Genomic DNA, 26,845 nt, shown 5'->3' with positions numbered 1-26,845 from the left:
AGCGAGCTGAGCTGGAAGCTAAGGAGCACCGGAAAGCAGCATAACGGCGGACGCGACAACTACCTTGACACACACCGCTCGGGCAAAAAGTGACCCGCCCAGGAGGGCGGAACCCAGCGGTTCAACAGCCGACAGCATGTCACCAGCAGCGACAGCGCGCGCGCTAAAACAGCCGACAGCATGTCATCAACGGCGACAGCGGGCGCTTAAACGGCCAACAGCATGTCACCAGCCGCAACCCAAAAACCCCTCAAGCCACCTCAACCACCCGTATCTCCACCAACAACTTCTTAAGCTCAGGCACACAAGACCCACAATTGCCACCAGCCTTGACGCAGGCAGTGATCTCCGCCGGCGTCTTCAAGTCATGCTTGCGCACCGCATCGCAGATGGTGTTACGTCCGACGCCAAAGCAAGAGCACACCGTCGGCCCGGTATCTGCGCCTTTCTCCATCGGCTGGCCGAGCAGCAGCCCGATACGATCCGTGTCCTCAAGCCGATCACGGCCGAACAGCCCAGACAGCCAGGAACGCGACGGCAGTTCAGGCCGCGTCGACACATAAACGCAGGCTTCCAGCCGGTCATTGACGACATAGCCAGCGTGGTAGACGCCCGCGGTACGGTCTTCGTATTCGAGCCAGTCCGCTTCCGGGTCCGTCACGCCGAGAAGTTCACGCGCCCACGCGGCACGGTCGGCAACGGCTTCACGGCCAGCAAATTCGTAGCGCTGGAACTGGCGGCCTTGCACGCGCGTCCAGTACGTCAGCGCTTCAGCCGGCAGTTCGCCGCGGCTCAGCACGAACCCGTGCCAGCTGACACCAAACGGCTCCACCCGCACTGGCGTGTGCTTGAACTCCGGCTCGCCGGAAACCGGATCAACCACCGGATTGACCAGCGCGCCAACGCGCGCATCGGAACTGAACTGCCCATTCCAGTGAATCGGCACGAACACGCTGCCGCGCGGGATACCGCCGCCATGACGCACACGCGCCACCATCGCGCCCCAACGGGTGCTGACACGTGCCAGCTTGCCTTCCCCGACACCGCACAGCAGCGCATCTTGCGGATGCATGTCGACAAAGGGTTCAGGCAAGTGGTCGGCCAGCCGTGCCGATTTGCCGGTGCGCGTCATGGTGTGCCACTGGTCACGCACGCGTCCGGTATTGAGGATCAGCGGGAAATCGTCGTCCGGCGCATTGGCGGGCGCGCGCGTCGGCGTGGCGACAAAGCGGGCCAGGCCGTCTGCATGCGCAAAGCGGCCGTCGCCGAACAGTCGCTGGGAGTCAATCGCACCGTTGGCAGGAACCGGCCATTGGACCGGCTCCAGGATGTCGTACTCAGCCTTGTCCAGGCCGGCCAGTCCGCCGATGTCAAACACGCGCGGCGCATCGTCGTTGCGCCAGGCGCTCAGGCGCGCGTGCTCGTCGAAGATCTCATGTGGACCGGCATAGTCGAAGCCGGCAAAGCCCATGCGGCGTGCCACGTCGCACAGGATGTCCCAGTCGGCGCGCGCTTCGCCCGGTGCGGCCAGGAAGGCGCGCTGTCGCGAAATGCGGCGTTCCGAGTTGGTGACGGTGCCGTCCTTCTCGCCCCAGCCCAGCGCGGGCAGCAGCACGTGCGCCCCCGCGTTGGTATCGGTGCGTTCGATGATGTCGCTGGCCACCACCAGCTCGCACTTGGCTAGCGCGCGACGCACCTGGTCGGCGTCGGGCAGGCTGACTACCGGGTTGGTGGCGATCACCCATACCGCCTTGACGCGGCCGGCTTCGATCGCTTCGAACAGCTCCACCGCTTTCAAACCAGTGCGGTCCGCCATCACCGGCGACTGCCAGAAGCTCTGCACCACCTCGCGATGCAGCGGGTTGGCCAACTCCATATGCGCGGCCAGCATATTGGCCAGGCCGCCGACCTCGCGCCCGCCCATGGCGTTGGGCTGCCCGGTGAGCGAGAACGGGCCCATGCCGGGCCGGCCGATACGACCGGTCAGCAGGTGGCAGTTGATGATGCTGTTGACCTTGTCGGTGCCGGCGGAGGACTGGTTGACGCCTTGCGAGAACGCGGTGACGGTTTTTTCCGTGGCGGCGAACAGCGCATAGAAATCCAGCACATCTTGAACGCTGAGCTTGCAGGCGCGGGCGACGGCGGCCGGATCGGCGCAATCGACATCGGCTGCCTGCAGGGCTTCGTTCAGTCCGGTAGTGCTCGCGTCGACAAAGGCAGCATTGGCATGGCCCTCGCGCGAAAGGTAGCTGAGCAGGCCATTGAACAGCCACACATCAGTCCCGGGACGAACCGCGAGGTGCAGGTCGGCCAGCTCGCACGTCGCGGTGCGGCGCGGGTCGATCGCCACGATCTTCATCTCGGGGCGGGCTTCCTTGGCCTTGGACAGGCGCTGGAACAGGATCGGGTGGCACCAGGCGGTATTGGAGCCCACCAGCACCACCAGGTCGGCCAGTTCCAGGTCTTCATAGCTGCCCGGCACCAGGTCTTCGCCAAAGGCGCGCTTGTGGCCGGCCACGGCCGACGACATGCACAGGCGCGAGTTGGTGTCGATATTGGCGCTGCCGATGAAGCCCTTCATCAGCTTGTTGGCGACGTAGTAGTCCTCGGTCAGCAACTGGCCCGAGACATAGAGCGCAACCGAGTCGGGACCATGGCGGCGGATGATGTCGCTGAAGCCCTGCGCCACGGTATCGAGCGCACGGTCCCACGACACCTGCTGCAGCTGGCCGTCGGCACCGCGCAGCTTGGGATGGAGCAGGCGACCCTCCAGGTCCACCGTCTCGCCCAGTGCCGAGCCCTTGACGCAGAGCCGGCCCTGGTTGGACGGATGTTGCGTGTCGCCCGCGATCTCGACCTGGCCGTCGGCGCGCACCGTGGCACGCACGCCGCAGCCGACGCCGCAGTAGGGGCAGGTCGTGGCGGTGGTAGTGGTCAGGGTTGCAGATACAACCGGGATGTCGGACAGATTCACGCGTTCTCCGTGCGGGGCGTTATATATGGCTTTGGTAATGCTCAGGCAGCGAGCGCTTCGCACTGCGCCTTGCCGAACAGCAGGCGCTGGCGCAGCGCGCCTACCGGCGTACGGCGCTGGATCATGTCGAAATACCACGGCCCGTCCTGCACGTCGCCGTACAGCACGGCGCCAACCAGGCAGCCGTCCTGCAACACCAGGCGCTTGTAGACGCCGCGGCGCGCGTCGCGCAGCACCAGGTCTTCGGAGCCTTCCGCGCCGATGAAATTGCCGGCGGAATACAGGTCGACGCCGGTCACTTTCAGTTTAGTCGCGGTGGCCTGCTGCACGTAGCGGCGATGGCCGGCGCCGGCGAGATGCGCGGCGCACACACGCGCCTGATCCCAGATCGGCGCGACCAGCCCGAAGGTGGCCTGGCGATGCTGGATGCACTCGCCGACAGCATAGATGCGCGGGTCGTAGGTTTGCAGGGTGTCATCGACCACGATGGCGCGTTCGCAGTGCAGGCCCGCGCCGGCGGCGAGTTCGATGTTGGGGCGCACGCCGGCGGTCATCACCACCAGGTCGGCAGGAATTTCGCTGCCGTCCTTGAAGCGCACGCCAGTGACGCGCTCGGTACCGAGGATCTCCGCCGTCTGCGCGCTCAGCAGGAAACGCAGGCCCTTGCGTTCCAGCGCGCCCTGGAGCAGCGTGGCGGCGGGCTTGTCGAGCTGGCGTTCCATCAGGCTGTCGGCCAGGTGTACCACGGTCACGTCCATGCCCTGGCGCAGCAGGCCGTTGGCCGCTTCCAGTCCGAGCAGGCCGCCGCCAATCACCACCGCGTGGCGGTGATTGCGCGCGGCATGCAGCATGGTTTCGACGTCCTGGATGTCACGGAAAGCGATCACGCCGTCGAGCTGGTGTCCCGGCACCGGGATGATGAAGGGCTTGGAGCCGGTGGCCAGCAGCAGGCGGTCATAGCGCACCTCGCGTCCCGAGGCGGAACGCACCACGCGGCGCGGCCGGTCGATCGATACCACGGGATCGCCGGCGAGCAGCTCGATGCCGTTCTCTTCGTACCATTCGCGCGTGTTGAGCATGATGTCCGCCACCGTCTTCTCGCCAGCCAGCACCGGCGACAGCAGGATGCGGTTGTAGTTGCCGTGAGGCTCGGCGCCGAACACCGTGATGTCGTACAGGTCCGGGGCGAGCTTGAGCAGTTCCTCGACGGTGCGCATGCCGGCCATGCCGTTGCCGACGACGACCAGGCGCGGACGGGCCTGGGTGGAATCGGACGGCGTCATGCCGGCATCTCCGGGGCTGGGCGTGAAGGCGGTGGTGAGCATCGGGGGGCGCGACGAAAAAGGTGGATGAAAGGCGGATCAGGCGGCGAGTTCTTCCTCGGCCTCGCGCAGTGCCACGCCGGCGGCAACCCATACCTTGCCGTCGTAGACCCGCGCGCCGTAGGCGTTGACCGACTGGTCCGGCGCTTCCAGGCATTCGCCGGTGCGCAGGTCGAAGTGCTGCTTGTAGATGGGCGAGGCCACCACCAGGCGTTCGCCCAGGTTGCCGACCAGCCCGCGCGACAGTACCGCGGCCTGCGAGTTGGGATCGAAGTTGTCGATGGCGTAGACCTCTTCGCCACGGCCGATGCGGAACACGGCGATCTGCTTGTCGTCGACCAGCGCGCACACACCAGTATTGGGCACGATGTCGCGAACGGTGCAGACCGCGGTCCAGGTTTCGGGATGGTGGGGATGGCTCATCACGTTCTCCTTGAATGCTTGCACGATCAGGCTGCTTTTGCGGGCACGGCGATCACGGGGATGTGGCCCAGCCGCGAACGCTGCAATTTCCGTTCCTCCGGCGTGGCCGGGCGGATCTGGCCGCGCTCTTCGATGAAGACCAGGTTGTCGTCGCGGCGATCGCTGTTGACGAAATGGCGGAAGCGCTTGCGCGTCTCGGGATCGGTCACGGCCTTCTTCCACTCGTCTTCATAGGTGTCGACCACGTGCTGCATCTCGGACTCCAGCTCGGCGGCGATGCCGAGCTTGTCGTCCAGCACCACGGCCTTCAGGTAGTCCAGGCCGCCTTCGAGGTTGTCGCGCCAGACGCTGGTGCGCTGCAGGCGGTCGGCGGTGCGCACGTAGAACATCAGGAAGCGGTCGATGTAGCGCACCAGCGTGTCGTGGTCGAGGTCGCTGGCCAGCAATTCGGCGTGGCGCGGCTTCATGCCGCCGTTGCCGCACACGTACAGGTTCCAGCCCTTCTCGGTGGCGATCACGCCGACGTCCTTGCCCTGCGCCTCGGCGCATTCGCGCGTGCAGCCCGATACGCCGAACTTGATCTTGTGCGGCGCGCGCAGGCCCTTGTAGCGGTTCTCCAGCTCGACCGCGAGGCCGACCGAGTCGCCCACGCCGTAGCGGCACCAGGTCGAGCCCACGCACGATTTCACCGTGCGCAGCGCCTTGCCGTAGGCATGGCCCGATTCAAATCCCGCGGCGATCAGTTCTTCCCAGATAAAGGGCAGTTCCTCGGCGCGTGCACCAAAAAGGTCCACGCGCTGGCCGCCCGTGATCTTGGTGTACAGGCCGTACTTCTTGGCAACCTGGCCGACCGCGATCAGGCCCTCCGGCGTGACTTCGCCGCCCGGCATGCGCGGCACCACCGAGTAGGTGCCGTCCTTCTGGATGTTGGCCAGGTAGTAGTCGTTGGAATCCTGCAGGCTGGCGTGCTCGTCCTTCAGCACGAACTCATTCCAGCACGAAGCCAGGATGCTGCCCACCGCCGGCTTGCAGATGTCGCAGCCCATGCCGCTGCCGTGCGCCTCCAGCAGCGCGTCGAAGGTCTTGAACTTGCCCACGCGCACCAGGTGGTAGAGCTCCTGGCGCGAGAACGGGAAGTGCTCGCAGATGTGGTTGTTGACCGCCATCCCTTGCTTCTTCATCTCCGCCTTCATGATCTGCGTGACCAGCGGCACGCAGCCGCCGCAGGCGGTGCCGGCCTTGGTGCAGGTCTTGAGCGCGCCGATGCTGGTGGCGCCGTCGCACACGGCGCCGCAGATCTCGCCCTTGGAGACGTTGTTGCAGGAGCAGATTTGCGCGGTGTCGGGCAGGGCGTCGGCGCCCAGCGCCGGCTTGGCCTTGCCGCTGCTGTCGGGCAGGATCAGGAATTCCGGCGACTCGGGCAGCTCGATCTTGTTCAGCATCATCTGCAGCAGGGTGCCGTACTCGCTGGCATCGCCGATCAGCACGCCGCCCAGCAGATACTTGCCGCAATCGGACACCACCAGCTTCTTGTAGACCTCCTTGCGGTCGTCGCTGAACTGGTAGATGCGCGCGCCCGGCACGGTGCCGTGCGGGTCGCCGATGCTGGCCACGTCAACGCCCATCAGCTTGAGCTTGGTGCTCATGTCGGCGCCGCCGAACTCGGCCGCCTCGCCGCGCAGGTGGCGCGCGGCCACGCGGGCCATGTCGTAGCCCGGGGCCACCAGGCCGTAGATCTTGCCGTCCCACAGTGCGCATTCGCCGATCGCGTAGATGTCCGGGTCGGAGGTGCGGCAGTTGTTGTCGACCGAGATGCCCCCACGCGCACCGACTTCCAGGCCGCTGGCGCGCGCCAGTTCGTCGCGCGGGCGGATGCCGGCCGAGAACACGATCATGTCGGTGTCGAGGTGCGTGCCGTCGGCGAACACCATGCGATGGGTGCCGTCCTCGCCGTCGACGATCTCGACGGTGTTCTTGCCGGTGTGCGCGGTCACGCCCAGGCCAGCGATCTTCTGGCGCAGCATGCGGCCGCCGCCTTCGTCGACCTGCACCGCCATCAGGCGCGGCGCGAATTCCACCACATGCGTCTGCAGGCCCATGTCGCGCAGCGCCTTGGCGCATTCCAGGCCGAGCAGGCCGCCGCCGACGACCACGCCGGTCTTCGAGCGCGCGCCGCATTCCTGCATCGCTTCCAGGTCTTCGATGGTGCGGTAGACGAAGCAGTCCTTGCGGTCCTTGCCCGGCACCGGCGGCACGAACGGGTAGGAGCCGGTGGCGAGGATGAGCTTGTCGTAGGACAGGGTCTCGCCGGTGGAGACCTTGACCGTGCGCGCGGCGCGGTCGATCTCGACCGCACGGGCATTCAGGCGCAGCAGCATGTTGTTGTGCTGCTCGAAGAAGCCCGCCGGCACCAGCGACAGGTCTTCCGCCGACTTGCCGGAGAAGAACTCGGACAGGTGCACGCGATCGTAGGCGGGACGCGGTTCTTCGCACAGGACGGTCACTTCCAGGTTTTCCGCGCCGGCTTCCGCCAGCGATTCCAGGAACTTGTGACCTACCATGCCGTGGCCGACGATGATCAGTTTCATGATGCTTTCCTTGTCCGGTAGTCAGTCTTTGCTGCTTGTGGTGCTTGTAGTGCTGTGGGGCGATACGAAATTCAGTTGGCCAGCGCGCTGTCGTACAGCGCCTGTTCGCGGGCCTTGTGCTCGGCGCTGAAGCGGATGGCGATGGCGCAGACGGCGGCGATGGTGGCCAGCACGCCCAGCACCGTCAGCGTCTGCTGCACGTTGCCCAGGCCCTTGAGCAGGAAGCCCGCGGCCACCGCGCCTACGTTGCCGCCGGCGCCGATGATCCCGGCCACGCCGCCCAGCGCCTTGCGGTCGATAAAGGGCACCAGGGCGTAGGTCGCGCCGCAGGCCATGTGGGTGAACAGGCCGAACATCAGCATCGCGACCACGGCCATTGCCACGTTGCCGGCCTGGGCGAACCACAGCAGGCCCAGGCCTTCGCCCAGGATCAGCGCGAACAGCAGCGTGGTACGCGCATCCAGGCCGCGGCGGCGCGCCGCCTTGTCCGACAGCCAGCCGCCCAGTGCGCGGGCGAACAGTGCCAGCAAGCCAAAGCTTGCGGCTGCCATGCCGGCGGCCTTCAGGCTCAGGCCGAACTGGTCGACGTAGTACATGGCGGCGATGTTGTGGATGAAGATCTCCACGCCGAAGCAGGCGCCGTAGGTGATGAACAGCAGCCACACGCGGTAGTTGGCGCTGGCGGCACGGAAGCTGGCCCAGCCGCCGCCCTTGCCACCGTCCTTGCCGCTGATCTCGATGCCCTGGGCACGCAGGTCCGAGTAATTGCCTTCGGGGCAGTCCTGGGTGAAGCGGTAGTACACGACGGCCATGATCAGCATCAGCACGCCCGGCACCAGCAGCGCGATGCGCCAGCCGAAGGCGTGGTCCGCGCCCATCATCAGCACCGCGGCCAGCAGCAGCGGCATGAGGGCCTGCGCGGCGCCGCCGCCGGCGTTGCCCCAGCCGGCCGAGGCCGCGTTGGCGGTGCCGACCACGTTGGGCGCGAACATCACCGAGGTGTGGTACTGCGTGATCACGAAGCTGGCACCGACCGCGCCGATCAGCAGGCGGAACACCAGGAAGGTCTCGTAGTTCTGCGCCAGCGCCACGCCCAGCACGGGCAGCGCGCCCAGCGCCAGCAGGCCCGTATAGGTCTTGCGCGGGCCGAAGCGGTCGCACATCGGGCCGATCACCAGCCGCACCAGGATGGTCACGGCGACCGCCGCGATATTGATATTGGCGATCTGGCCCGGGGTCAGGCCGAACTCGCCCTTGAGCACCGGCATCAGCGGCGCGCAGGCAAACCACGCGAAGAAACAGACGAAAAACGCCATCCAGGTCAGGTGGAAGGCGCGCATCTGCGGGGTGCTCAAGCTCAGCAGCTCGATGCGGGTGGCTTTGCCGATCATCGTCACTTGCTCCAAAAAAACAAATGGCATCCCGCGAGCGGACACATCGATGGTCTGATGAGCCAGTTCAGGGGACGCCGTTGTCCTGACAGCTGCTACATGGGATAGCCGCTGCGTATGTGGGGTGGGCCGGTCGCCGTTGACGGGCCCGGACCACATTACGCAAGGGGTGTGCCAGAGCGTGAAGTGACGGCGGATGGGGCTTTTGGGCGTGGGGTGGCGCCGGCGGCAAGCCGCGATGCGCTGTGCTGGGGCGGTTTGCAGATCGCCGGCACAGTCATGGTGCAGTGCAGTGTGCCGCGCCGGTGCGGCGCAGCAAGAGACGCAAGCGGGTTAGGGCTCGCCTTCGGTGCGGCGGGGAGCGATGGGGACGATCTGCATGTCGCGCGGAGACACCAGCGTGCCGTCCTCGTCGACCAGCGCAGCGCGCACCAGCTTGCCGCTCGCCTGCGAGCGAATCTGCACCGGGCCTTCGCCGCAGGACGTCATGTGGCTGTCGCCCCACTGCATCAGGCCGATCAGCACCGGCAGCAGCTCTACGGCCGCACGGGTGGGGCGGTACTCGAAGCGCTCGCGCTCGCCCGGCTCGCGGTAGCCAACCTTGCGCAGCAGGCCGGCTTCGGTCAGCGTCTTGAGCCGCGCCGACAGCACGGCAGGGGAGCATTCGAGCCGACGCAGGAAATCGTCGAAGCGCGTGACGCCGTGGAAAATGTCACGCAAGATAAGTATCGTCCACTTTTCGCCGATCAGCGAAAGTGTGGCGGCGATCGAGCATTGGCGGAGTTCGGACGACGTGGCGTTCATCATGCAGGCAGCTTAGCACGCTGACTTCATTTGCAAAAGTCAGGCTATTGCCTATACTCTGGCTACAAATAATGTATTCAGGGGTGCGGCATGACAGGCGGAACCGAATCGATGACAGGGCAAGTCGCCAGTGAGCCGGAGGCAGAAAGCTGGCCGGCAGGACGGGGCGGGCAGGTGACGATGCGCCGCACGAACGAGCAGGATCGCGGCGCGCTGCGGGCCATGGTCGACGGGCTGTCGCGTGAAAGCCGCTACTTCCGCTTCCTCACCGGCGGGCGGGTGGTTGACGAGGTCGTCGAAGGGCTGGCCAGCCCGGCGCCGGGCAGCATGGCTCTGGTGGTGGTCGCACCCGACGCGCAAGGGACACCGGCCATCGTCGCCAGCGCCGAATACGTGGTCACCGGCCGCGTCGCCGAATTTGCGGTGGTCGTCGCCGATGGCTGGCAAGGGCAGGGCCTGGGCCGGCGCCTGATCACGCGGTTGCGCGACCATGCCCGCGCGGCTGGCTTGCGCGCCATGCGCGGTGACGTGCTCAGCGAGAACCGCCGCATGCTGGCGATCCTGCGGGGCCTGGGCTTCAGCAGCCGCCGCAATCCCGAGGACAGCTTCCTGCATGAAGTCTCGATGACGCTGCGGGAGGAAGCCGGCCGCAGCCATCAGCTGCCGGCAGACTGGTTCGGCGCGTACTGAGCGCTACGCCAGGTCTCGGCCGGCGTCGCGCTTGCCGCGCGCGGTCGCCGTGCAACCGACCGAAGCAATGATGATGCTGGCGATCGCCAGCCACTGCAGCGGGCTCAGCTGTTCATGCAGGAACACCAGCCCCGCCAGCGCACCCATGGCCGGCTCCATGCTCAGCAGGATGCCGAAGGTGCGCCGGTGCAGGCGCTTGAGCGCCACCATTTCCAGTGAATAAGGAATCGCGCTGGACAGCACGCCCACCGCCAGCCCCGCCAGCAGCAGCGGCGGGCTGAGCAGCGTGCTGCCGGCATGCGCCACGCCGAACGGCAGCACCACCAGCGCCGCCATGGTCAGCCCCAGCGAGGTGGCCTGGCCGCCGTGCGCATTGCCGGCCCGTTGCCCGAACACGATATAGAGCGCCCAGCCCACGCCAGCGGCCAGCGCGTAGCCGATGCCGACCGGATCGAGCGTGCCGGCCGCCTCGCCAATCGGCAGCAACAGCAGCAGGCCCGTCACCGCGCACGCAATCCACAGGAAGTCGATGGCGCGCCGCGACGACAGCACCGCCACCGCCAGCGGCCCGGTGAACTCGATGGCGATCGCCAGCCCCAGCGGTACCGTGCGCAGCGACATGTAGAACAGCAGGTTGGTCGCGCCCAGCGCCGCGCCATACAGCGCGATCGCCAGCGCATTGGCGCGCGTCAGGGGAATGCGCCACGGCCGCCATACGCACAGCAGGATCAGGGCCGAGAAACTGACCCGAAGCGCCGTGGTGCCTTGCGCGCCGAGCGCGTCGAACAGATGCTTGGCGAACGACGTGCCGACGCACAGCGAGGCCATCGAGCCGGTCAGGGCCAGGACGGCAACAAGGGTCGAGCTTTTTCCGGAGGCGGTGTGCGGCAATTGGAATCCTGGGGGAACGCTCGCGTCTGGTGCGCGATGCAGCCGCATCATGCGGCAAGTCCCGCCAGGGCGCCATATACAGGTTTCGGTGCGCGGCGCTGTACAGTTGTTCCGGTCTGCCCGCGCTCAATGGCTGTGCGCCGCGGCCCTGCGCCCCTTGCCCGGCTTGCCAGCGGGTGCGGGCCGCAGTGCGCGGCTCGGCTTGCAGCTGAGTTATTGGCGTTGCGGCGCCGTGGGAACTGTTGCCGGCGCTGCCGCCGCCTGAGGGGTCGCCGGGGCCGGCGCAGCCCGAGGGGCCGCCTGAGGGGCCGCCTGAGGGGCCGCCTGGGCCGCCTGGGCTGCCTGGGTCGCCTGAGGGGTCGCCTGGGTGGCCGCCTGGGTGGCCGGCTGGGTCGCCGCCGCCCGAGGAGCGGCTTGGGTCGGCGCGGCCTGCTGTGGGTTTGCGCCGGGCGCCGGGCTCTGCGTCACCTCCCGCCATCCGCCGCCGAGCGCCTTGTACAGCGACACCCGGCTGGTCAGCCCGGCCAGCTTGTACGTGACCAGCGATTGCTGGGCGGTATAGAGCTGGCGCTGCGCATCGAAGACGCCGAAGTAGTCGTCGACCCCGTTCTTGAAGCGCATCTCCGACAGCCGCCGGGTCTCGCTGCCTTCGCGCACCAGCGCTTCCTGCGCCTTGACCTGCCGCTCGTAGGTCGCGCGCGCCGCCATGCTATCGGCCACTTCGCGGAAGGCGGTCTGGATGGTCTTCTCGTAGTTGGCCACGTTGATATCCTTGCGCACGTTGGCGGCATCCAGCCCGGCACGATTGCGCCCGGCATCGAAGATCGGCACCGTCAGCTGCGGCGCGAACAGCCAGGCCATGCCGCCGGAGAACAGCCCCGCCAGGCTGGTGCTGGCCACGCCCAGCGCGCCGGTCAGCGAGATGCGCGGGAAGAACGCCGCGCGTGCGGCGCCGATATTGGCGTTGGCGGCCTTGAGCCGGTGCTCGGCGTCGAGGATGTCGGGGCGCCGCTCCAGCAGGCTCGATGGCAGCCCCTCCGGGAACTCTTGCATCAGCGTGCGCGGCTCGAGCGGGTCTGCCGCCGCGCCCGCGGCCGGGTTGCCGCCCCCGGCGATCGACTTCGGCAACTGGGTGCCGACCAGCAGCGTCAGCGCGTTCTCGTCCTGCGCCACCTGCCGCGTGTACTGTTCCACGCCGACCTGCGCGGTCTGCACCTGGGTTTGCACGCGATGCTGGTCCAGCTGTGCCATCGCGCCCGCCTGGCGCCCGCGCCGCACCATCTCGGCCGCTTCCTGCTGCGTCTTCAGTGTGTCCTGCGACAGCCGCAGCAACTCGCGGTCCGCGCGCAGCGTCAGGTAGGCGTTGGCAACCTCGGCCACCAGCGCGATCTGCGCGCTGCGGCGTGCTTCCTCGGTGGCCAGGTATTGCTCCAGCGCCGCATGCTTGAGGCTGCGCACCCGGCCGAAGAAATCGAGTTCGAATGCGGTAAAGCCGATGCCGGCGTTGTAGGTGGTGATCTGTTGCGACTGGCCCGGCGCGCGCAGCCGCGACGACAGGTGCTGCGACACCAGGCCGGCATTGGCCTCAACCGTCGGGAACTGCGCCGCGCGTTCGATCTGGTAGAGCGCGCGGGCTTCGTCGATGGCGAGCGTGGCCATGCGCAGGTCGCGGTTGTTCGCCAGCGAGAGTTCGATCAGCTGGCGCAGTTGCGGATCGACGAAGACATCGCGCCAGCCGAGATCGGCGGCGGAAGGGCCGGGCGGCTGCACCGCCTGAGCAGGCTGGCCCGGCTGTCCGGCAGCGGTGCGGGCCTGCGGCGTGCGGTAGGCGGCGCCATCCGGAAACGCCGAAGGGATCGGCGCGTCGGGCCGCTGGTATTGCGGCTCCAGTGTGCAGGCTGCCAGCGCCAGCGACAGTGCCAACACCGAGGTGCGGGGCAGCAGGCGTTGTGCGGGGAAGAAGTGGCGGCTCAGGCTTGGCATGACGGGTTCCCGGAGAGTCAGTGAAAGGCAGTCTTTGTTCAGCCCAGCAGCGCGCGCCGCATGAAGCGCGAGATCGCCAGCCGCGGCTGGCCCTGGCGGGCAATGTTGTGCGCGGGATCGCTGAACAGCAGGCGGATCAGGCTGTGACGCGCCGCCATGTCGGCATGCAATGCAATGCCCAGCAGCTGTTGATCGCGCCGCACCACGCGGCATGGAATCCAGCCGGTCTGCGCCAGCCACAGCGCGCCTTCGGCGCCAGGTTGGAAGGCAGCGGCCAGCGGCGTAGTCACGGCCACGCCGTTGCAGGACAGGTCGCGCGTGGTGACGCGGTATTCGCGCCCGTCCACGCGCAGCAAGGCCGCGGCGCGATGCGGGAAACGCTCTTCCTTGCGCGGCCGCGGCAGCTCCACGCAGACCAGGAACGAAGCCAAGTAGAGCATCAGCGCAATGCCCGTCCATACCGTATTGAAGGCCAGCCCCTGCGCATCGGCATCAACCACCAGCGCGCGCCCCAGTCCCAGCGCCGATAACGCCAGCAGGCTCGCGTACAGCGCCGCGAACTTGCCGTGGATCACCAGCTTCGAACGATCCAGTCCCTTGTTGGTGACCTTGAACGGCCGCCCGAAGGGCTTGAACATCGCGCTGACCAGCGACACCGTCACCGCCAGCGACGCGACGATCTGCGTGACTTCGGTAAAGATCGGCAGCGCGCGCTGGCCGGTGATCCAGATGCTGTAGGCCCAGTACGCCACCAGCGCGGGCAGGCCGTAGGCGAGGAACTGCAGCGGCTCGCCGTACAGCGTGGAGACGCCGAAGTACCAGTACAGCAGCGGACCCGCCAGCAGCATCAGCGTGAATGGCCGCGACATCCAGTGCAGCAGGCCATGCACGTAGTGCAGCCGCTGCACCGCGGTGTAGCCGCGCCCGCGCAGCGGCCCGTCGGCGGTCAGCGCCACCTGCACCGTGCCCAGCCCCCAGCGGCTGCGCTGGCTGATGTACTCGGGCAGCCCTTCGGCGGACAGTCCCACGCTGAGCCGCTCGTTGAGCCAGCGCGTGATATAGCCGTGCCGCAGCAGCCGGTAGGTGAGGTGGATGTCTTCGGTGACGGTGCCGGTCGGGAAGCCGCCGATGTGTTCGATCAGGTCGCGCCGCACCACGAACGAGGTGCCGATGCAGAACGCCGCGCCCCATGCATCCTTGGCCGGCTGCATCACGTCGAAGAACGCGCGCTGCTCGTCGACCCAGCACTCGGTGGCGCGCAGGTTGTACTGGATCGGGTCGGCGTTGTAGTAGAACTGGGGCGTCTGCACCACGCCCACGCGCGCATCGCCGAACAGGCCGACGGTGCGCAGCAGGATATTGCGGTGGGGCGCGAAGTCGGCGTCGAGCACCAGGATGTATGGCGCGCCGCCGGCTTCGGCGCTGTGGCGCAGGCCGTTGTTGAGGTTGCCGGCCTTGGCGTGGGCATTGTCGGGGCGGGTCACGTAGTACGCGCCGACGCGGCCGCAGAATTCACGCAGCCAGTCGCGGCGCGTGTCGTCGAGCACCCAGACGCGAAAATCGGGATAGTCGATCGCCAGCGCCGAAACGATTGTCTTCTCCAGGATGTCCAGTCCTTCGTTGTAGGTGGCGATGAAGATGTCCACGCGCGGCACGTGCGCGGCGCGGCGCAGCGCGGATTCGCCGGCGTCGGCCGCGGGCGAGTGGTTGCTGTTGCGGCCGAGCACCACGATCGACAGCAGCGTGTAGGCCAGCGTCATGCACTCGAACGCGAAGAAAACATGCGCCCATGCGCTGGCGAAGGTCGGCTGCCATGGGGGCAGCGTCTCGCGCACGCGCCAGGTCAGGTAGACCACCAGCAGCAGGAAGGTGATGCCGCCGAACAGCATGCGGTCAGCCGGCCGCTCCTGGCGGCACAGCAGCGTCAGCAGCACCATCGCCAGCAGCACGCCGCCGTTGATGGCCAGCAGCGACTGGTTCTCGAGGAAGAGGGTGAACATCGTCAGTCCTTGCCGGAGGCGTTGGTGGTGTTGGCATTGGCCGCGGCAATGGCTGGCGGCGGACACGACGGGTACAGGCAGCCGCCGGGACGGAACGGATTCCAGCGCGCTGCCGCCAGCACGGCCCACGCGGTGGCGCCAAGGTGCGGCAGGTGGAAGTAGTAGAAGTCTTCAGTGGTCGACGTGGGCCCGATCGACAGCCCCGTGCTGATGCGCGTATCGGGCGTCGCGTAGAGCATGCCCGAGGGAGCGCGCTGCGACAGCAGCAGCGGCCACAACGGCTGCGCCTGCTGCGCGCGGCCAGCGGCCTGCAGCACCAGCGCGGCCTGGCCGGTGCCCTCGGTCCAGATGCCGTCCGGGCTGGCCTTGAAGCCATAGCCCGCGCCGGCGCGATGGCGTGCGTCGACCCAGCCCAGCGCGCGGTACCAGTCCTGCGGCGGATCGGGCAACGCGATCAGCGGCCATAGCACGGCATCGAGCGCCGACGGGCCGGCATTGAGGGCACGGCCGTCGTCTTTCGTGCCGATCACGAAGCGGCCCTCCCGCGGCTGCCACATGGCATTGACAAAGCCGCGCGATCGCGCGGCGCCGTCGCGCCAGCGCGGGTCGTTGCGCCGGCTGGCGAGCCAGCTGAAGGCGGCATAGGTATCGACGTTGTGCTCGGTCGACTTCCAGCCCTGGCGGATCTGCTTGGGCTCGTGGCCGAAGAAGCCGCCGGTATAGGCCGCGGGCGCGCCGGTATCGGGCACGCTCGCGTGGACCCAGCCCATCAGTGCCGCGGCGCCGTCCAGGTAGCGCGCGTCGCGCGTGGCTTCGTGCACGGCCAGCAACAGCAGCGCCGCCCAGGCGACGTTGCCGGTGGCGGTGCCGGCCTGGTAGGCGTCCTCGAACCAGCGTTTGCTGGGCTCGTCCCACCAGCCGGGCAACGGAGCCGGCCCCGCGGGCAGCGGGCCGGCGCGATAGGCATTGCGCAGCCGCGCGTCGCGATAGTGGCGATCCTGCCGGCTGGCCTGCAGCACTGCGTCGGCGATGCGGCGTGCTTCGGCGGGACGCTTGCACGCGACCAGCGCGATGCCGGCCAGCGCGTTGTCGTAGACGAAAGCGGCGTTGCGCAGCGCCGGCACCAGCGGCTCGCCGCCCGGCGCGGGCTCGTAGCTGGCGAGGAAGACCGGGCCGCTGCCGGCTTCACGGCCGACACGCTCGGCCAGTGCCTTGCAGCCTTCGGCCAGCAGGGTTTGCTGCGACGCCTGCGCATGCGCGGCCGCGGGGGCGAGTGCGAGCGCTGCCGGCAGCAACAGTGCAGCGGCTAGCCGGCGCATGCGCGGTGGAGGCAACGGTGATCGGTTCATGCTCGTCTCCGTGGTGTCCGTTCAGGTCCATTCAGGCCCATTCAGGCCCATTCAGGCCCATTCAGGCCCATTCAGGCCCATTCAGGTCCGTGGCTCAGGTCAGCGATGCCCGTAGCTGCCCAAGCCAGCTTTGATCCAGCGTCACGCGCGCCCAGCGGCCCATGCCGCAGTGACCCGAGCTCGCCGGTGCGGTACCGCCCGCGCCGGCCGTGGTCGCCGATGCGGCCGCATTCGGCTTGTTCGGCAGCTTGCCCAGCGGCCGGTCGAGCTTGGCGATGACGTAGATCTCGTTCTTCTCGATCGGCGGGAACGGCACGAAGTAGCGCGCCTGGTCGCCGTCTGGCGCGCGCGGCAGGATCTCCGCCACCGATGCGGGCAGCGCCGCGGGCAGCCCGTCGACATGCACGTTCAGGCGCGCACCCGGCAACAGGTTGTCGCTGAGGCTGCGCGGGAACACCGCCACCACGCGCGTCTGCGCGCAGTTGCTGGCGCGCGCCAGCGTGGCGCCCGCCGCCACGCGCATGCCGGGCTGCGCGATCAGGTCTTCGATGGTGCCAGGCTCGGTCGCGCGGATCTCCAGGTTGGACAGCCGATCGATGCGCTGCTGCTCGGTGGCGAGCAGCTCGTCGACTGACTTGCCGTACGCCTCGAGTTGCTCCAGCTCGGCGGTCAACTGCGCGGATTCGGCGCTCAGCGCCTGGCGCCGCTGCGCCAGCGATGCACTGGGGCCGTCCGCCGATGAGGCATAGACCTTGTTGCGCGACGCTTCGCTTTCGCCGACGGCGCTGTCCAGCTCGGCTTTCACCGCGGCCTTGGCATTGGAGAGCATCGACAACTGGTAGCGCGAAGCATTGGTGTAGGCCTCGCTCACCGCGCCTGCCCACTGCATGTTCTGGTTCCGGTTGACGATCTCCTGCTGCTGGTCTTCCTGCGCGGTGGCCGACGCCAGCCGTGCCTGCAGCGCGCGCACGCGCGTCGCATGCTCGCGCTGCGCGGCGCTGTTGTAGCGCTGCAGGTCCTGCTCGGTGGCGCCCATCATCCGGCGGTTCGATTCCAGCCGTGCCCGCGCGGAATCGTAGCGCTGCTGTGTATCGAGCTTCTTGCCGGTCAGCTCGACCAGCAGCGAGCGGTCGATGTTCGGGTTCTGCACCACCATCAGCGGCTGGTTGGCGGTGAAGCTCTGGCCCGCTGCCACCTTCTGCTGCATGACGATGCCTTCGACCGGCGAGGTCACCAGGCTGACGGGACTGTTGATCACGGCACGCTCCGACGAACGCGTAAACACATTCGGAAACATAATCGTCAGCACCGCCCACACGATGAACAGCACCACGCCATAGCCGGCCATGCGCGGCACGATATGCCACAGCGGCACGGCCACGGGCTGCTGGCGCTGCACCAGGCCGTCGCCATGCGACTGGCGCTGCGATGCGGGGGCCAGCGTGTGGCGCGGGGGGGAAGGCGGCGGCGGTGGGTTGTTGCGCTGGTCGGCCATGGTCGTTGTTCTCCGGCAAACGGTCAAAAGCATCCCTCCCGGCTGCTGGCACCGCAGGCCGGATGAGCAAATTCACAGGCAAGCGCGTGGCGTCGCGCAAGGGCTGTCGCGCGATGCCCGGCCTGGTAGTCCCCAATTCAGCTTGTTGTCTGCAGCACGCGCGCTGCGGCAGTCAGCCGCGGCGGCGCACCTTGCATCGGACCTCGGTCCGGTCCGTAGATTTGCCCGTTCTGATTCGGGCAGCGTTGAACAATGGCCGATCGCTGCTGCGAGCAGCAAGGCGATGGCCACTAGGTGGCAGCCTGTTGACGATAAGATTCATGCACTCAGGCCGCCGCGCGTGAGTTAAGGCTAGACAGTTGCCCCCTGGCTTGCTGTAAGAATGTGTAAGGGGAGGTCGTAGTCTTGCTTAATACGGCCTTAATACTGGCGGTTGCGAAAGCAGGGACACGACCGGTGCACGCATGGGCCAGGAACGTTGTCCGGCGCGGGCTGCAGAATTTCGGACAGGCGCTGACGGATCGCTTGTTTACCATTGCGGACGATCGTCTGAAGCAAGCGGCGGCGCGACTTGTTCCAGCGGACGGCGTTCGGCATCGATGCCAAAACGCAACGCCAGCAGGCCGGCGATGATGACGAGTGCCGCACCGAGACCATAGCCCGCAGCCACCGCTTCGCGGCTGCCGCTCTCGATCAGCGCGCCGAGCAGCAATGGCGCGATAAAGCCACCGGTGCCCGTGCCGAGGGCATAGAACACCGAGATCGCCAGGGCACGCATTTCCAGCGGGAACACTTCGCTGGCGGTGAGATACGCGGAGCTGGCCGCCGCCGAAGCCAGGAAGAACACGGCCGACCAGCACAACGCCTGCGCGCGCGCATCGAGCCAGCCTTCGACAAAGGCCCAGCCGGTCAGCGCCAGGCCAATGCCGGCCAGCACATAGGTCGAGGCAATCATGCGCCGGCGCCCGATATGGTCGAACAGCGGCCCCAGCAGCAAGGGCCCTGCGGCATTGCCCAGGGCGAACGGGAAGATGTATAGCGCCACACTTGCTTCCGGCACGTGGTAGAAGTGCGTCAGCACCAGCGCATAGGTGAAGAAGATGGCGTTGTAGAAAAACGCCTGCGCCACCATCAGCGCCAGCGTGATCGTGCTGCGCCGGCGATAGCGCCGCAGCAGCAGGCGCATGACCTCGCCCACGCCGGGGGCTGCGCGCCGGCGCATCGCAACCGGGGCGCAATCGGACGCCACCGGCGGCAGCGGCCCATGGCTCGCGCGCACCTCTGCTTCGATCGCGGCGACCACGCGTTCGGCTTCTTCGACCCGCCCGTGCGTGGCCAGCCAGCGCGGGCTTTCGGGCACGTGCCGGCGCACCAGCACGATTGCCACTGCCAGCAGCGCACCCAGCGCAAAGCACGCGCGCCAGCCCCATACCGGCCCTAGCATGCGTGGATCGAGCACCGCCAGGCTCAGGCCCGCGCCCAATGCCGCGCCAAGCCAGAAGCTGCCGTTGATCGCCAGGTTGACGCGCCCGCGCACGCGCGCGGGGATCAGCTCATCGATGGCGGAATTGATTGCCGCGTATTCGCCGCCAATGCCCAGCCCGGTGAGGAAACGGCAGGCGGCAAAGAAGGCAAAATCCGGTGCGAACGCGGTGGCCAGCGTCGCGAGCATATAGACCGTCAGCGTGGCCAGGAACAGCCGCTTGCGCCCGAGCCGGTCGGCCATGCGGCCGAATACCAGCGCGCCGATGACCGCGCCGAGGATATAGAGCGAGCCGGTCCAGCCGACCTGCGTCGCGCTCAGCGCCAGCGTGTCGGGGCGCTCCAGCACGGCGCCGACCGAGCCTACCAGGGTGACCTCGAGCCCGTCGAGCACCCAGGCAATGCCCAGCGCGACGGTGACGCGCCAGTGCCAGCGCGACCACGGCAGGCGGTCCAGCCGCCCCGGGATGTCGGTGCGGAATGCGGTATCGAGCGGAAGGGTGGCGAGCGCGCTATCGGCTGGCGTTGCGTTCGGCATTGCCAAGGGTCTGTTCCCATTATGGGAACAGACCCTAGTATAGGCGCCGCGGCGCCCCCCGGCTTCAGCGGTACAGCACCGTGGGCAGCCAGAGGCCGATGCCGGGGAAGACGTACAGCAGCGCCAGCGCGATCAGCTGGATGCCCATGAACGGCAGCATGCCGAGGAAGATCTGGTTCAGCGTCACGTGCGGCGGCGCCACGCCCTTCAGGTAGAACGCGGCCATTGCCACCGGCGGCGACAGGAACGCGGTCTGCAGGTTCAGCGCCACCAGCAGGCCGAAGAACAGCGGATCGATGCCGAAGTTATCCAGCAGCGGGATGAAGATCGGCATGAAGATGATGATGATCTCGGTCCATTCCAGCGGCCACCCGAGCAGGAAGATGATGACCTGCGCCAGGATCATGAACTGCACCGGCGACAGGTTCAGCGACAGCACCCATTGCTCGACCAGCGCCTGCCCGCCCAGCAGCGCGAATGCTGCCGAGAAGATCGACGAGCCCACGAACAGCCAGCACACCATGGCGCTGGTCTTGGCCGTCAGCAGCACCGATTCCTTGACCACGCGGAAATTGAGCTGGCGATAGGCGGCTGCCAGCAGCGCGCCGCCCAGCGATCCCACCGCCGCCGCTTCTGTCGGCGTGGCCAGCCCGAATACGATCGAGCCCAGCACCGCCAGGATCAGCAGCGCCAGCGGGAAGAACGACGCCAGCAGCATCTTGAAGATTTCCAGCCGCGCGAAGCTGAAGCGCCAGTAGAAGTAGACCAGCAGCACCGCGACCACGCCCAACGTGATCCAGAACCAGCGCGGCGCCGGCGTGGCCGCGCCTGCGGCGGGTGCCGGCTGTGCATTGGCTTGTGCATCGGCCTGTGCGGCGGGTGCTGCAGCGGGAGTACCGGGAGTACCGGGCGAAGCCGCGGCCGGTGCGGCAGTGCCCGCGGGCGCGTCCGGCGCCGGCACCGGTGATTCTTCCGGCGGCGCCTGCAGATCATCCAGTGGCGCGCTGCTTTCCTCGGCCCCGCCAAGCGCAATCGGCGCTTCGACTGCGACGCTTGCGCCTGGCGTGGTCACTGCCTCGTATAACGTGCCCATGATCACCGCCACGGCCAGCGCGGGCAGCAAGACGATGCCCAATTGGCGCGCGAACGCCGCGGCGGGTACGTCTGCATTGCGCGGGCCCTTGAACGCGCGCAGCATGCCGGCACCGAAGGCGGGCAGCGCGCGTACCGCGCCCCCGGCCTGCAGCGTGCCGGCCAGTGCCGGCAGCGGCACCGCACGTTCGCTCTCGGGCAGCGGTGGCGCCAGCGCCGGCTTGAGCTTGGCGATGAGCACGATGTACAGGATGTAGAGCCCGGTCAGCATCAGCCCCGGGAAGAAGGCGCCGGCATAGAGCTGCACCACCGATACGCCCGCCGTGGCGCCATACACGATCAGCAGCACCGAGGGCGGGATCAGGATGCCCAGGCAGCCGCCGGCGGTGACCGCGCCGGCCGACAGCGTCGAGCTGTAGCCGGCGCGCAGCATGGCAGGAAACGCTAGCAGCCCCATCAGCGTGACCACCGCGCCGACAATGCCGGTGGCGGTGGCGAAGATCGCGCACGTCACCAGCGTGGCCACCGCCAGCGAGCCGGGGATCCAGGCCAGCGCCAGGTGCAGGCTGCGGAACAGCTTCTCGATCAGGTTGGAGCGCTCGACCAGGTAGCCCATGAAGACGAACAGCGGGATCGAGATCAGCACGTCATTGGTCATGACCGCATACGCGCGCTGCACCATCAGGTCCAGCGTCTGCTGCACCGCGATCTCGGGATTGGCGTGGCGATAGGCCAGCCATGAGAACAGCACGCCCATGCCCATCAGCGTGAACGCGGTGGGAAAGCCCAGCATGATCGCCACCACGATCAGGGCGAGCATCAGCAGGCCGAGATGCCCGTTGGTCCAGTCGCCGGGCGCAGGCATGAACCAGATCACGGCGCCGACAATCAGCGCCATCAGCGTCACGCCGAACCAGAGTTCCTTTCTCATCGCGCGGCGTCCTCGCGGTGGGGTGGCGGGGGCGTGTCAACCAGCTCGGCCGTCGGCGTGCCTTGCACCATTTCCTTGAGCTGTTCGACGTCCACTTCCTCGACATCGCCTTCGCGCGGCGGCCATTGCCCGCGCTGCAGGCACAGGATGCAGCGGATGGTCTCGGCTACGCCCTGCAGCAGCAATAGCGCGCCGGCAATCGGAATGACCGCCTTGAACGGGTAGATCGGCGGGCCGTCGGCGGCGATCGAGGAATGTTCGTTCTGCGCCAGCGAGACCTCGAAGAAGTCGATGCCGGCCCAGGCCAGCGCGATCACGCCGGGAAAGAAGAAGGCCAGGTACAGCACCAGGTCGATCGCCGCCTGCATGCGCGGCGACAGGAAGCCATACAGGATATCGCCGCGCACGTGCCCGCGCTTGGCCAGCGTGTAGGCGCCGGCCAGCATGAACAGCGTGCCGTACAGCATGTTGCTGGCATCGAACACCCAAGCGTGCGGCGCGCCGAGCGCGTAGCGCGAGAACACCTCGTAGCTGATCATCAGCGTCAGCGCGATGATCAGCCACGAGCCGGCCTGGCCGACGAAAGTGCTTACCCGGTCGATGCCGAGCAGCAGGCGTTGCACGATGGTGCCCCGGCGCTGCTCAGGTGCGCTTGGCGAAGTAGTGGCTCGTCGCCAGCCGGAAGTCGACGTTGGTGTCGTTCTGCCAGCGGGTGGCGCGCTGCGCGAAGGCCTTCATCGAGTCGTTGACCTTCTTGAACATCGGGTTTTCCTTTTCCTTGCGCGCCACGATCTCGTCCCAGACCTTGAGCTGTGCCTGCAGCACCGAGTTGGGCGTGGCGTAGAACTTCACGCCCTGCGCCTGCAGCGCCTGATAGTCCTTGGAATAGCGGTCGATCGCCTTCATCGACATATCCGCCGAGGCCGCCTCCACCGCGTTGGCGATCAGTGCCTTCATCTTGGCCGGCAGCGCGTCATAGCGCTTCTTGTTGAACAGGATCTCGAACTGCTCCGAGGCCTGGTGGAAGCTGCGCAGCATGCAGACCTTGGACACGTCCTGGAAGCCCAGCGCCCGGTCCGAGCTGGCATTGTTGAATTCGGCGGCGTCGAGCAGGCCGCGGTCCATGGCCGGCACGATCTCTGCGCCGGGCAGCGCGTTCACCGCGGCGCCCAGCCCGGTGAAGATATCGATCGACAGGCCGACCGTGCGGAACTTCAGTCCCTTGAAGTCCTCCGGCTTGGTAATGGGCTTCTTGAACCAGCCCAGCGGCTGCGTCGGCATCGGCCCGTACAGGAACGAGACCACGTCGAGGTTCAGGCTGCGGTAGATCTCTTCCTGCAACTGCTTGCCGCCGCCGTATTTGTGCCAGGCCAGCAGCATGTTCGGATCCATGCCCCACGCGGGGCCGGAGCCCCACAGCGCCAGCGCGGAGTTTTTGCCGTACCAGTACGCGATCACGCCGTGGCCGCCGTCGAGGGTGCCCTTGCTGACGGCATCGATCAGGTCGAACGCCTTGACCACCGCGCCGGCGGGCAGCAGTTCGATCTTCAGGTCGCCGCCCGACATATTGTTCACCTTGGCAACGAAATCGCCGGCAAACTCGTGGAAGATGTCCTTGGTCGGCCATGTGCTCTGCCAGCGCATGGTGACGGGGCCCTGCGCCTTGACGATGGCGGGGAATCCCATTGCCGCAGCGCCGGCTGCTGCCCCGGCGGCGCCGCCGAGAAAGCCGCGCCGCGAGACGCCACCCGCGCCGCCGGTCTCGGCGGCAGACTGCTTCGCCTGTGTTTTCCTCGTCCTGGATGCCATGATTGCCTCCATGTATGGGTGGGATGGCCGCGAGCACTGGCCATGGGCCGAGTCAGCTCGCCACTGTCTTGAACACCGGAAAAGTCGGGAAAATCGGGAAAGCGATGGACCAGGAAAGCTGCGCGCGCGCTGCGCAGGGTGGTCCCTGATTCCCTTCATGGTAGGAAATGGACAGAGAACCACAATCTAGGGATTACCCGCGCGGTGTGGGCTGGCTCACTTTGGCTCCGCGGCGCGGGCGCTGATGCGGCACTGCCGCAAGATTCAGGCGCGCGCAATCCCAACTGTGAACTCGCCCTCGAGCGCGCTGCCGGTATCCCCGGGCTGGTTCACGCGCACGGTGCTGGGTCTGCTGCCGGCAATCGGATCCCCTGTGGTCGGACGCGTCGGCACGCCGTGTGCGCGGTAGGCAGGGTGGCTGCGGAGCACCTGTCGGCTGAGCGCATCATCGAAATACAGCTGGCTGGTCAGGACTTCCGACTGCGCCAGCAGCACCTTGAAGTGAATATGGATGGCGCGCGACGGATACCAGCCGGGATAGATCGTCGTGAACGTCGCCACGCCGTCGGCGCCGGTGGCCTGCACGCCGCGCAGGTAGCGGGTTTGGCGATTGGTGGCGCTTTCGCCGCTGTAGCTGCCATTGGCGTCGCAGTGCCACACGCTGACCAGCGCGCCCTGGACGGGCGCGCAGCCGCGCCGTGCCTCGACCACGCGCAGCCGCAGCCGCAGCGGCTGGCCGGGGCGGCCGTCGCGGATGTCGGCGCGCATCAGTGCATCGTCCAGGTAAAAGGGCCCTTCGGTTGCCTCAGGGGTGAGCAGGCAGGCCGCCGGCGCCTGCGCTTCTGCGGTGCCGATGCACCCGAGCGCAAGCAGGGCCGCCACTTCTTGCAGGAAGCAGCGGCGCGCGGTGTCTGGGGGGGCTGTCCCGTCAGGGCCGGCTGCAAGGCGCACGTCCATGTGGGTCTCCGTGGGATGTCGGGGTGCGCACTGCTGCGCGAATCGCGGGTCAGCCGGTCGGGTGATGGGCGGGACGCCTCAGCGTCCCATGGCTTTCAGCATCGAGTAGCCGTGGCTGGTGATGCGTGGTTCCTGCCGGCAACCGTGCAGGACTTCGAGCTGGACCAGTTGTTTTTCGACCAGGGCCTTCAGGTCAGTGGGATCGATCTGGCGGGAATCGTTCGAATCGAGGGAGTCGGGGCCGTCGCTCAGGAGCAATAGCGTGGCAAATTCATGCGGGCTCAGCACGTTCATCTCCTTGGCTAGAGGGGGCGTTTGCTGGGGGTCTGCAGGGCGCACGCGGCGCCCGCGCGAAGAAGCGCGCCGTGGAGACCCTGGCACTTGCGACGGCGCGTGCTGCATTGCGGCACGAATGCTGCAGCGCGGTGCCCGGTCGCATGTCCGGTCTCTGGCGGCTAGCTTGTTTGACGGTACCGGTGGCGCACGGTTCCTTGCCAGTACTTGCCGTTACAAGTTGCCTCTCGCTGACCGGTGTCGGAGCCATTATCGGCCAGCGACGATGACAGTGTGATGGCCATGCAGGTGGCGTGGGCTTGACCGGTGGCAGGCTCGGCGATTCATCGCGGCGACTCATTCGTTTTGTCACTGGATCCCATTCAAAGGCTTAACTTCCGGCGCACGGTGCCGGCGTGACAGAATGCCGCGACCAGGCCGCTCCTGCTGCGCGACCATGGCCTCTTTTTTCTCATCCCGCATGGAGATACACGCATGCTGGCCGCGCGCCTGCTTCTCTCTCTTGCCATTGTGATTGCCATGGTGACCCACGTTTCCTTCGCGGCCGGCGCTTTGCCGGCCACCGAACTCCATGCCGCCGCGGCCAGTGGCGACACCGCACGCGTGCGCGCGCTGCTTGCCAGCGGCGTGGCCATCGACGCCCGTGACGCGCAGGGACGTACCGCGCTGCTGGTCGCCACGCATCACAACCGCGTGCAAGCGGCAAAGGTGCTGATCGAGGCCGGCGCCGACGTCAATGCCAAGGATGCGATCCAGGACAGCCCCTACCTCTACGCCGGCGCGCGTGGCCACAACGAGATCCTGCGCATGGCGCTGGCCAACGGCGCAGACCTGCGCAGCACCAACCGCTATGGCGGCACCGCGCTGATTCCCGCCGCCGAGCGCGGGCATGTCGAGACCGTGCGCATGCTGATCGCGGCCGGCGTGGATGTCGACCATGTCAACCGGCTGAAATGGACGGCGCTGCTCGAGGCCATCATCCTCGGCAACGGCGGCGCCGCGCATACCGAGATCGTGCGCCTGCTGGTGCAGGCGCGCGCCAACGTGAACCTCGCCGACGGCGAGGGCGTCAGTCCGCTGCAGCATGCGCGCCAGCGCGGCTATGCGCAGATCGAGCGCATTCTCAGTGCCGCTGGCGCGCGCTGAGGCGCCGGCGCTCCGGGCCATTCACGCGACGCGCTGTGACCCGTTCCGACGGATCGCCTCCACCGAGCCTCATATATACTGTCAGTGTGCATACAAAATGGTGAAAGCGATGTCTCCGAGAGCAAGACGCAGCGCAACGAGTGAAAGCGGCAGTACGGCAACTGCGGTGCCGGAAGCGGATCCGGCCAAGGAACTGCTCTGGGCACGTCCCGGATTTCTTGTGCGGCGGCTTCACCAGATTCACGTGGCGATGTTCTTCGAGGAGTGCAAGGCGCCCAATATCACGCCGGTGCAGTACGCCATCCTGACCGTGTTGTCGGTGCTGCCGGGACTCGACCAGACTTCGCTTGGGCAGGAAGTAGGGCTGGACCGGACCACGACGATGGACGTGGTGCGCCGGCTGGAAGACCGCGGCCTGGTCGAGCGCCGCGAGAACCCTGCGGACCGGCGTACGCGCCATGTCCACCTGACGCGCGAAGGCAAGAGCGTGGTCACGTCGCTGCGTGCCGACATGGCGCGCGCGCAGGAACGTATGCTGGCGCCGCTGAAGCCGGCGCAGCGGGAGGTGTTCATGGAATTGCTGGCGACACTGGTGGAGGCCAACAACCAGTACAGCCGCACCGTGCTGCGGAGCATGTAAGCCAAAACGGCGGGCGCAATGCCCGCCGTTTCTCATTGCGATGCGG

The 26,845-nt window shown here is 67.5% G+C and carries 20 protein-coding genes; 3 read left to right on the top strand and 17 right to left on the bottom strand.

Translation table 11 applies throughout. The features are described from left to right. Window positions 1-250: 250 nt before the first annotated feature. The 6 genes from J8I34_RS13120 to J8I34_RS13095 form a co-directional block, all read right to left on the bottom strand. Window positions 251-2,974: a molybdopterin-dependent oxidoreductase gene (locus J8I34_RS13120; protein WP_209806220.1), complete on the bottom strand. Its 2,724-nt coding sequence runs from the start codon at window positions 2,972-2,974 to the stop codon at window positions 251-253. Between the two features lie 41 nt (window positions 2,975-3,015). After that, a complete protein-coding gene (locus J8I34_RS13115) occupies window positions 3,016-4,257 on the bottom strand; it encodes an NAD(P)/FAD-dependent oxidoreductase (RefSeq protein ID WP_209806219.1) in 1,242 nt (413 codons plus the stop codon). Window positions 4,258-4,335: 78 nt separating this feature from the next. Beyond that, complete coding sequence (gene nirD / locus J8I34_RS13110; protein ID WP_029044726.1) at window positions 4,336-4,719, bottom strand: nitrite reductase small subunit NirD; 384 nt, start codon at window positions 4,717-4,719, stop codon at window positions 4,336-4,338. A gap of 26 nt (window positions 4,720-4,745) precedes the next feature. After that, on the bottom strand, window positions 4,746-7,307 hold the full coding sequence (nirB, locus tag J8I34_RS13105) for a nitrite reductase large subunit NirB (protein WP_209806218.1): 2,562 nt from the start codon (window positions 7,305-7,307) through the stop codon (window positions 4,746-4,748). Window positions 7,308-7,378: 71 nt separating this feature from the next. Continuing rightward, window positions 7,379-8,698, bottom strand: a complete 1,320-nt coding sequence (locus tag J8I34_RS13100) for an MFS transporter (protein WP_209769867.1) — start codon at window positions 8,696-8,698, stop codon at window positions 7,379-7,381. A gap of 333 nt (window positions 8,699-9,031) precedes the next feature. Beyond that, on the bottom strand, window positions 9,032-9,502 hold the full coding sequence (locus tag J8I34_RS13095) for a winged helix-turn-helix transcriptional regulator (protein WP_209806224.1): 471 nt from the start codon (window positions 9,500-9,502) through the stop codon (window positions 9,032-9,034). Window positions 9,503-9,682: 180 nt separating this feature from the next. On the opposite strand from J8I34_RS13095, the gene J8I34_RS13090 reads away from it, so the two are divergent. Beyond that, window positions 9,683-10,192 carry a GNAT family N-acetyltransferase gene (locus tag J8I34_RS13090; RefSeq protein WP_371748072.1) on the top strand — a complete coding sequence of 170 codons (510 nt, stop codon included), beginning with the start codon at window positions 9,683-9,685 and terminating at the stop codon, window positions 10,190-10,192. Between the two features lie 3 nt (window positions 10,193-10,195). Here the strand turns inward: J8I34_RS13090 and J8I34_RS13085 are convergent, their stop codons facing one another. The 11 genes from J8I34_RS13085 to J8I34_RS13035 form a co-directional block, all read right to left on the bottom strand. Then, complete coding sequence (locus J8I34_RS13085) at window positions 10,196-11,020, bottom strand: EamA family transporter (RefSeq protein ID WP_371748074.1); 825 nt, start codon at window positions 11,018-11,020, stop codon at window positions 10,196-10,198. A gap of 276 nt (window positions 11,021-11,296) precedes the next feature. Beyond that, window positions 11,297-13,066, bottom strand: a complete 1,770-nt coding sequence (locus J8I34_RS13080) for an efflux transporter outer membrane subunit (protein WP_209806216.1) — start codon at window positions 13,064-13,066, stop codon at window positions 11,297-11,299. A gap of 38 nt (window positions 13,067-13,104) precedes the next feature. Further along, on the bottom strand, window positions 13,105-15,066 hold the full coding sequence (locus J8I34_RS13075) for a glycosyltransferase family 2 protein (RefSeq protein ID WP_209769875.1): 1,962 nt from the start codon (window positions 15,064-15,066) through the stop codon (window positions 13,105-13,107). A gap of 2 nt (window positions 15,067-15,068) precedes the next feature. Beyond that, entirely contained in the window at window positions 15,069-16,415 is a 1,347-nt protein-coding gene (locus J8I34_RS13070) for a hypothetical protein (RefSeq protein WP_209769876.1), read from the bottom strand. Window positions 16,416-16,509: 94 nt separating this feature from the next. Beyond that, window positions 16,510-17,910 (bottom strand): HlyD family secretion protein, encoded by a 1,401-nt coding sequence (locus J8I34_RS13065; protein ID WP_209806215.1) that lies wholly within the window; start codon window positions 17,908-17,910, stop codon window positions 16,510-16,512. Window positions 17,911-18,439: 529 nt separating this feature from the next. Further along, window positions 18,440-19,930: an MFS transporter gene (locus J8I34_RS13060; protein WP_051320273.1), complete on the bottom strand. Its 1,491-nt coding sequence runs from the start codon at window positions 19,928-19,930 to the stop codon at window positions 18,440-18,442. Between the two features lie 64 nt (window positions 19,931-19,994). Further along, window positions 19,995-21,953, bottom strand: a complete 1,959-nt coding sequence (locus J8I34_RS13055) for a TRAP transporter large permease (RefSeq protein WP_029044715.1) — start codon at window positions 21,951-21,953, stop codon at window positions 19,995-19,997. After that, on the bottom strand, window positions 21,950-22,576 hold the full coding sequence (locus J8I34_RS13050) for a TRAP transporter small permease subunit (RefSeq protein ID WP_029044714.1): 627 nt from the start codon (window positions 22,574-22,576) through the stop codon (window positions 21,950-21,952). Before J8I34_RS13050 ends, J8I34_RS13055 begins: the two co-directional genes overlap by 4 nt. A 19-nt stretch (window positions 22,577-22,595) precedes the next feature. Continuing rightward, entirely contained in the window at window positions 22,596-23,639 is a 1,044-nt protein-coding gene (locus J8I34_RS13045) for a TRAP transporter substrate-binding protein (protein WP_198030775.1), read from the bottom strand. 387 nt (window positions 23,640-24,026) lie between these two features. Next, window positions 24,027-24,719: an intradiol ring-cleavage dioxygenase gene (locus J8I34_RS13040; RefSeq protein WP_209806214.1), complete on the bottom strand. Its 693-nt coding sequence runs from the start codon at window positions 24,717-24,719 to the stop codon at window positions 24,027-24,029. Between the two features lie 78 nt (window positions 24,720-24,797). Next, entirely contained in the window at window positions 24,798-25,007 is a 210-nt protein-coding gene (locus J8I34_RS13035) for a hypothetical protein (RefSeq protein ID WP_029044711.1), read from the bottom strand. Window positions 25,008-25,487: 480 nt separating this feature from the next. Between J8I34_RS13035 and J8I34_RS13030 the strand changes: the two genes are divergently transcribed. Beyond that, window positions 25,488-26,159, top strand: a complete 672-nt coding sequence (locus tag J8I34_RS13030; RefSeq protein WP_209806213.1) for an ankyrin repeat domain-containing protein — start codon at window positions 25,488-25,490, stop codon at window positions 26,157-26,159. A 109-nt stretch (window positions 26,160-26,268) separates the two neighbouring features. After that, a complete protein-coding gene (locus J8I34_RS13025) occupies window positions 26,269-26,799 on the top strand; it encodes a MarR family winged helix-turn-helix transcriptional regulator (protein WP_209806212.1) in 531 nt (176 codons plus the stop codon). Window positions 26,800-26,845: the final 46 nt, after the last annotated feature.

This window comes from Cupriavidus phytohabitans (genome assembly GCF_017815025.1).
In the GTDB taxonomy this organism is placed as follows: domain Bacteria; phylum Pseudomonadota; class Gammaproteobacteria; order Burkholderiales; family Burkholderiaceae; genus Cupriavidus.
Note: the sequence above shows the minus strand (reverse complement) of the source record. Positions and strands in the feature narration are given on the sequence as shown.

Excerpts from the sequence above, each read along its gene's own strand:
- J8I34_RS13115 (WP_209806219.1), bottom strand. The coding sequence starts at position 4,257 with ATGACGCCGTCCGATTCCACCCAGGCCCGTCCGCGCCTGGTCGTCGTC.
- nirD (WP_029044726.1), bottom strand. The coding sequence starts at position 4,719 with ATGAGCCATCCCCACCATCCCGAAACCTGGACCGCGGTCTGCACCGTT.
- nirB (WP_209806218.1), bottom strand. The coding sequence starts at position 7,307 with ATGAAACTGATCATCGTCGGCCACGGCATGGTAGGTCACAAGTTCCTG.
- J8I34_RS13100 (WP_209769867.1), bottom strand. The coding sequence starts at position 8,698 with ATGATCGGCAAAGCCACCCGCATCGAGCTGCTGAGCTTGAGCACCCCG.
- J8I34_RS13095 (WP_209806224.1), bottom strand. The coding sequence starts at position 9,502 with ATGAACGCCACGTCGTCCGAACTCCGCCAATGCTCGATCGCCGCCACA.
- J8I34_RS13090 (WP_371748072.1), top strand. The coding sequence starts at position 9,683 with ATGCGCCGCACGAACGAGCAGGATCGCGGCGCGCTGCGGGCCATGGTC.
- J8I34_RS13085 (WP_371748074.1), bottom strand. The coding sequence starts at position 11,020 with ATGGCCTCGCTGTGCGTCGGCACGTCGTTCGCCAAGCATCTGTTCGAC.
- J8I34_RS13080 (WP_209806216.1), bottom strand. The coding sequence starts at position 13,066 with ATGCCAAGCCTGAGCCGCCACTTCTTCCCCGCACAACGCCTGCTGCCC.
- J8I34_RS13075 (WP_209769875.1), bottom strand. The coding sequence starts at position 15,066 with ATGTTCACCCTCTTCCTCGAGAACCAGTCGCTGCTGGCCATCAACGGC.
- J8I34_RS13070 (WP_209769876.1), bottom strand. The coding sequence starts at position 16,415 with ATGAACCGATCACCGTTGCCTCCACCGCGCATGCGCCGGCTAGCCGCT.
- J8I34_RS13065 (WP_209806215.1), bottom strand. The coding sequence starts at position 17,910 with ATGGCCGACCAGCGCAACAACCCACCGCCGCCGCCTTCCCCCCCGCGC.
- J8I34_RS13060 (WP_051320273.1), bottom strand. The coding sequence starts at position 19,930 with ATGCCGAACGCAACGCCAGCCGATAGCGCGCTCGCCACCCTTCCGCTC.
- J8I34_RS13055 (WP_029044715.1), bottom strand. The coding sequence starts at position 21,953 with ATGAGAAAGGAACTCTGGTTCGGCGTGACGCTGATGGCGCTGATTGTC.
- J8I34_RS13045 (WP_198030775.1), bottom strand. The coding sequence starts at position 23,639 with ATGGGATTCCCCGCCATCGTCAAGGCGCAGGGCCCCGTCACCATGCGC.
- J8I34_RS13040 (WP_209806214.1), bottom strand. The coding sequence starts at position 24,719 with ATGGACGTGCGCCTTGCAGCCGGCCCTGACGGGACAGCCCCCCCAGAC.
- J8I34_RS13030 (WP_209806213.1), top strand. The coding sequence starts at position 25,488 with ATGCTGGCCGCGCGCCTGCTTCTCTCTCTTGCCATTGTGATTGCCATG.
- J8I34_RS13025 (WP_209806212.1), top strand. The coding sequence starts at position 26,269 with ATGTCTCCGAGAGCAAGACGCAGCGCAACGAGTGAAAGCGGCAGTACG.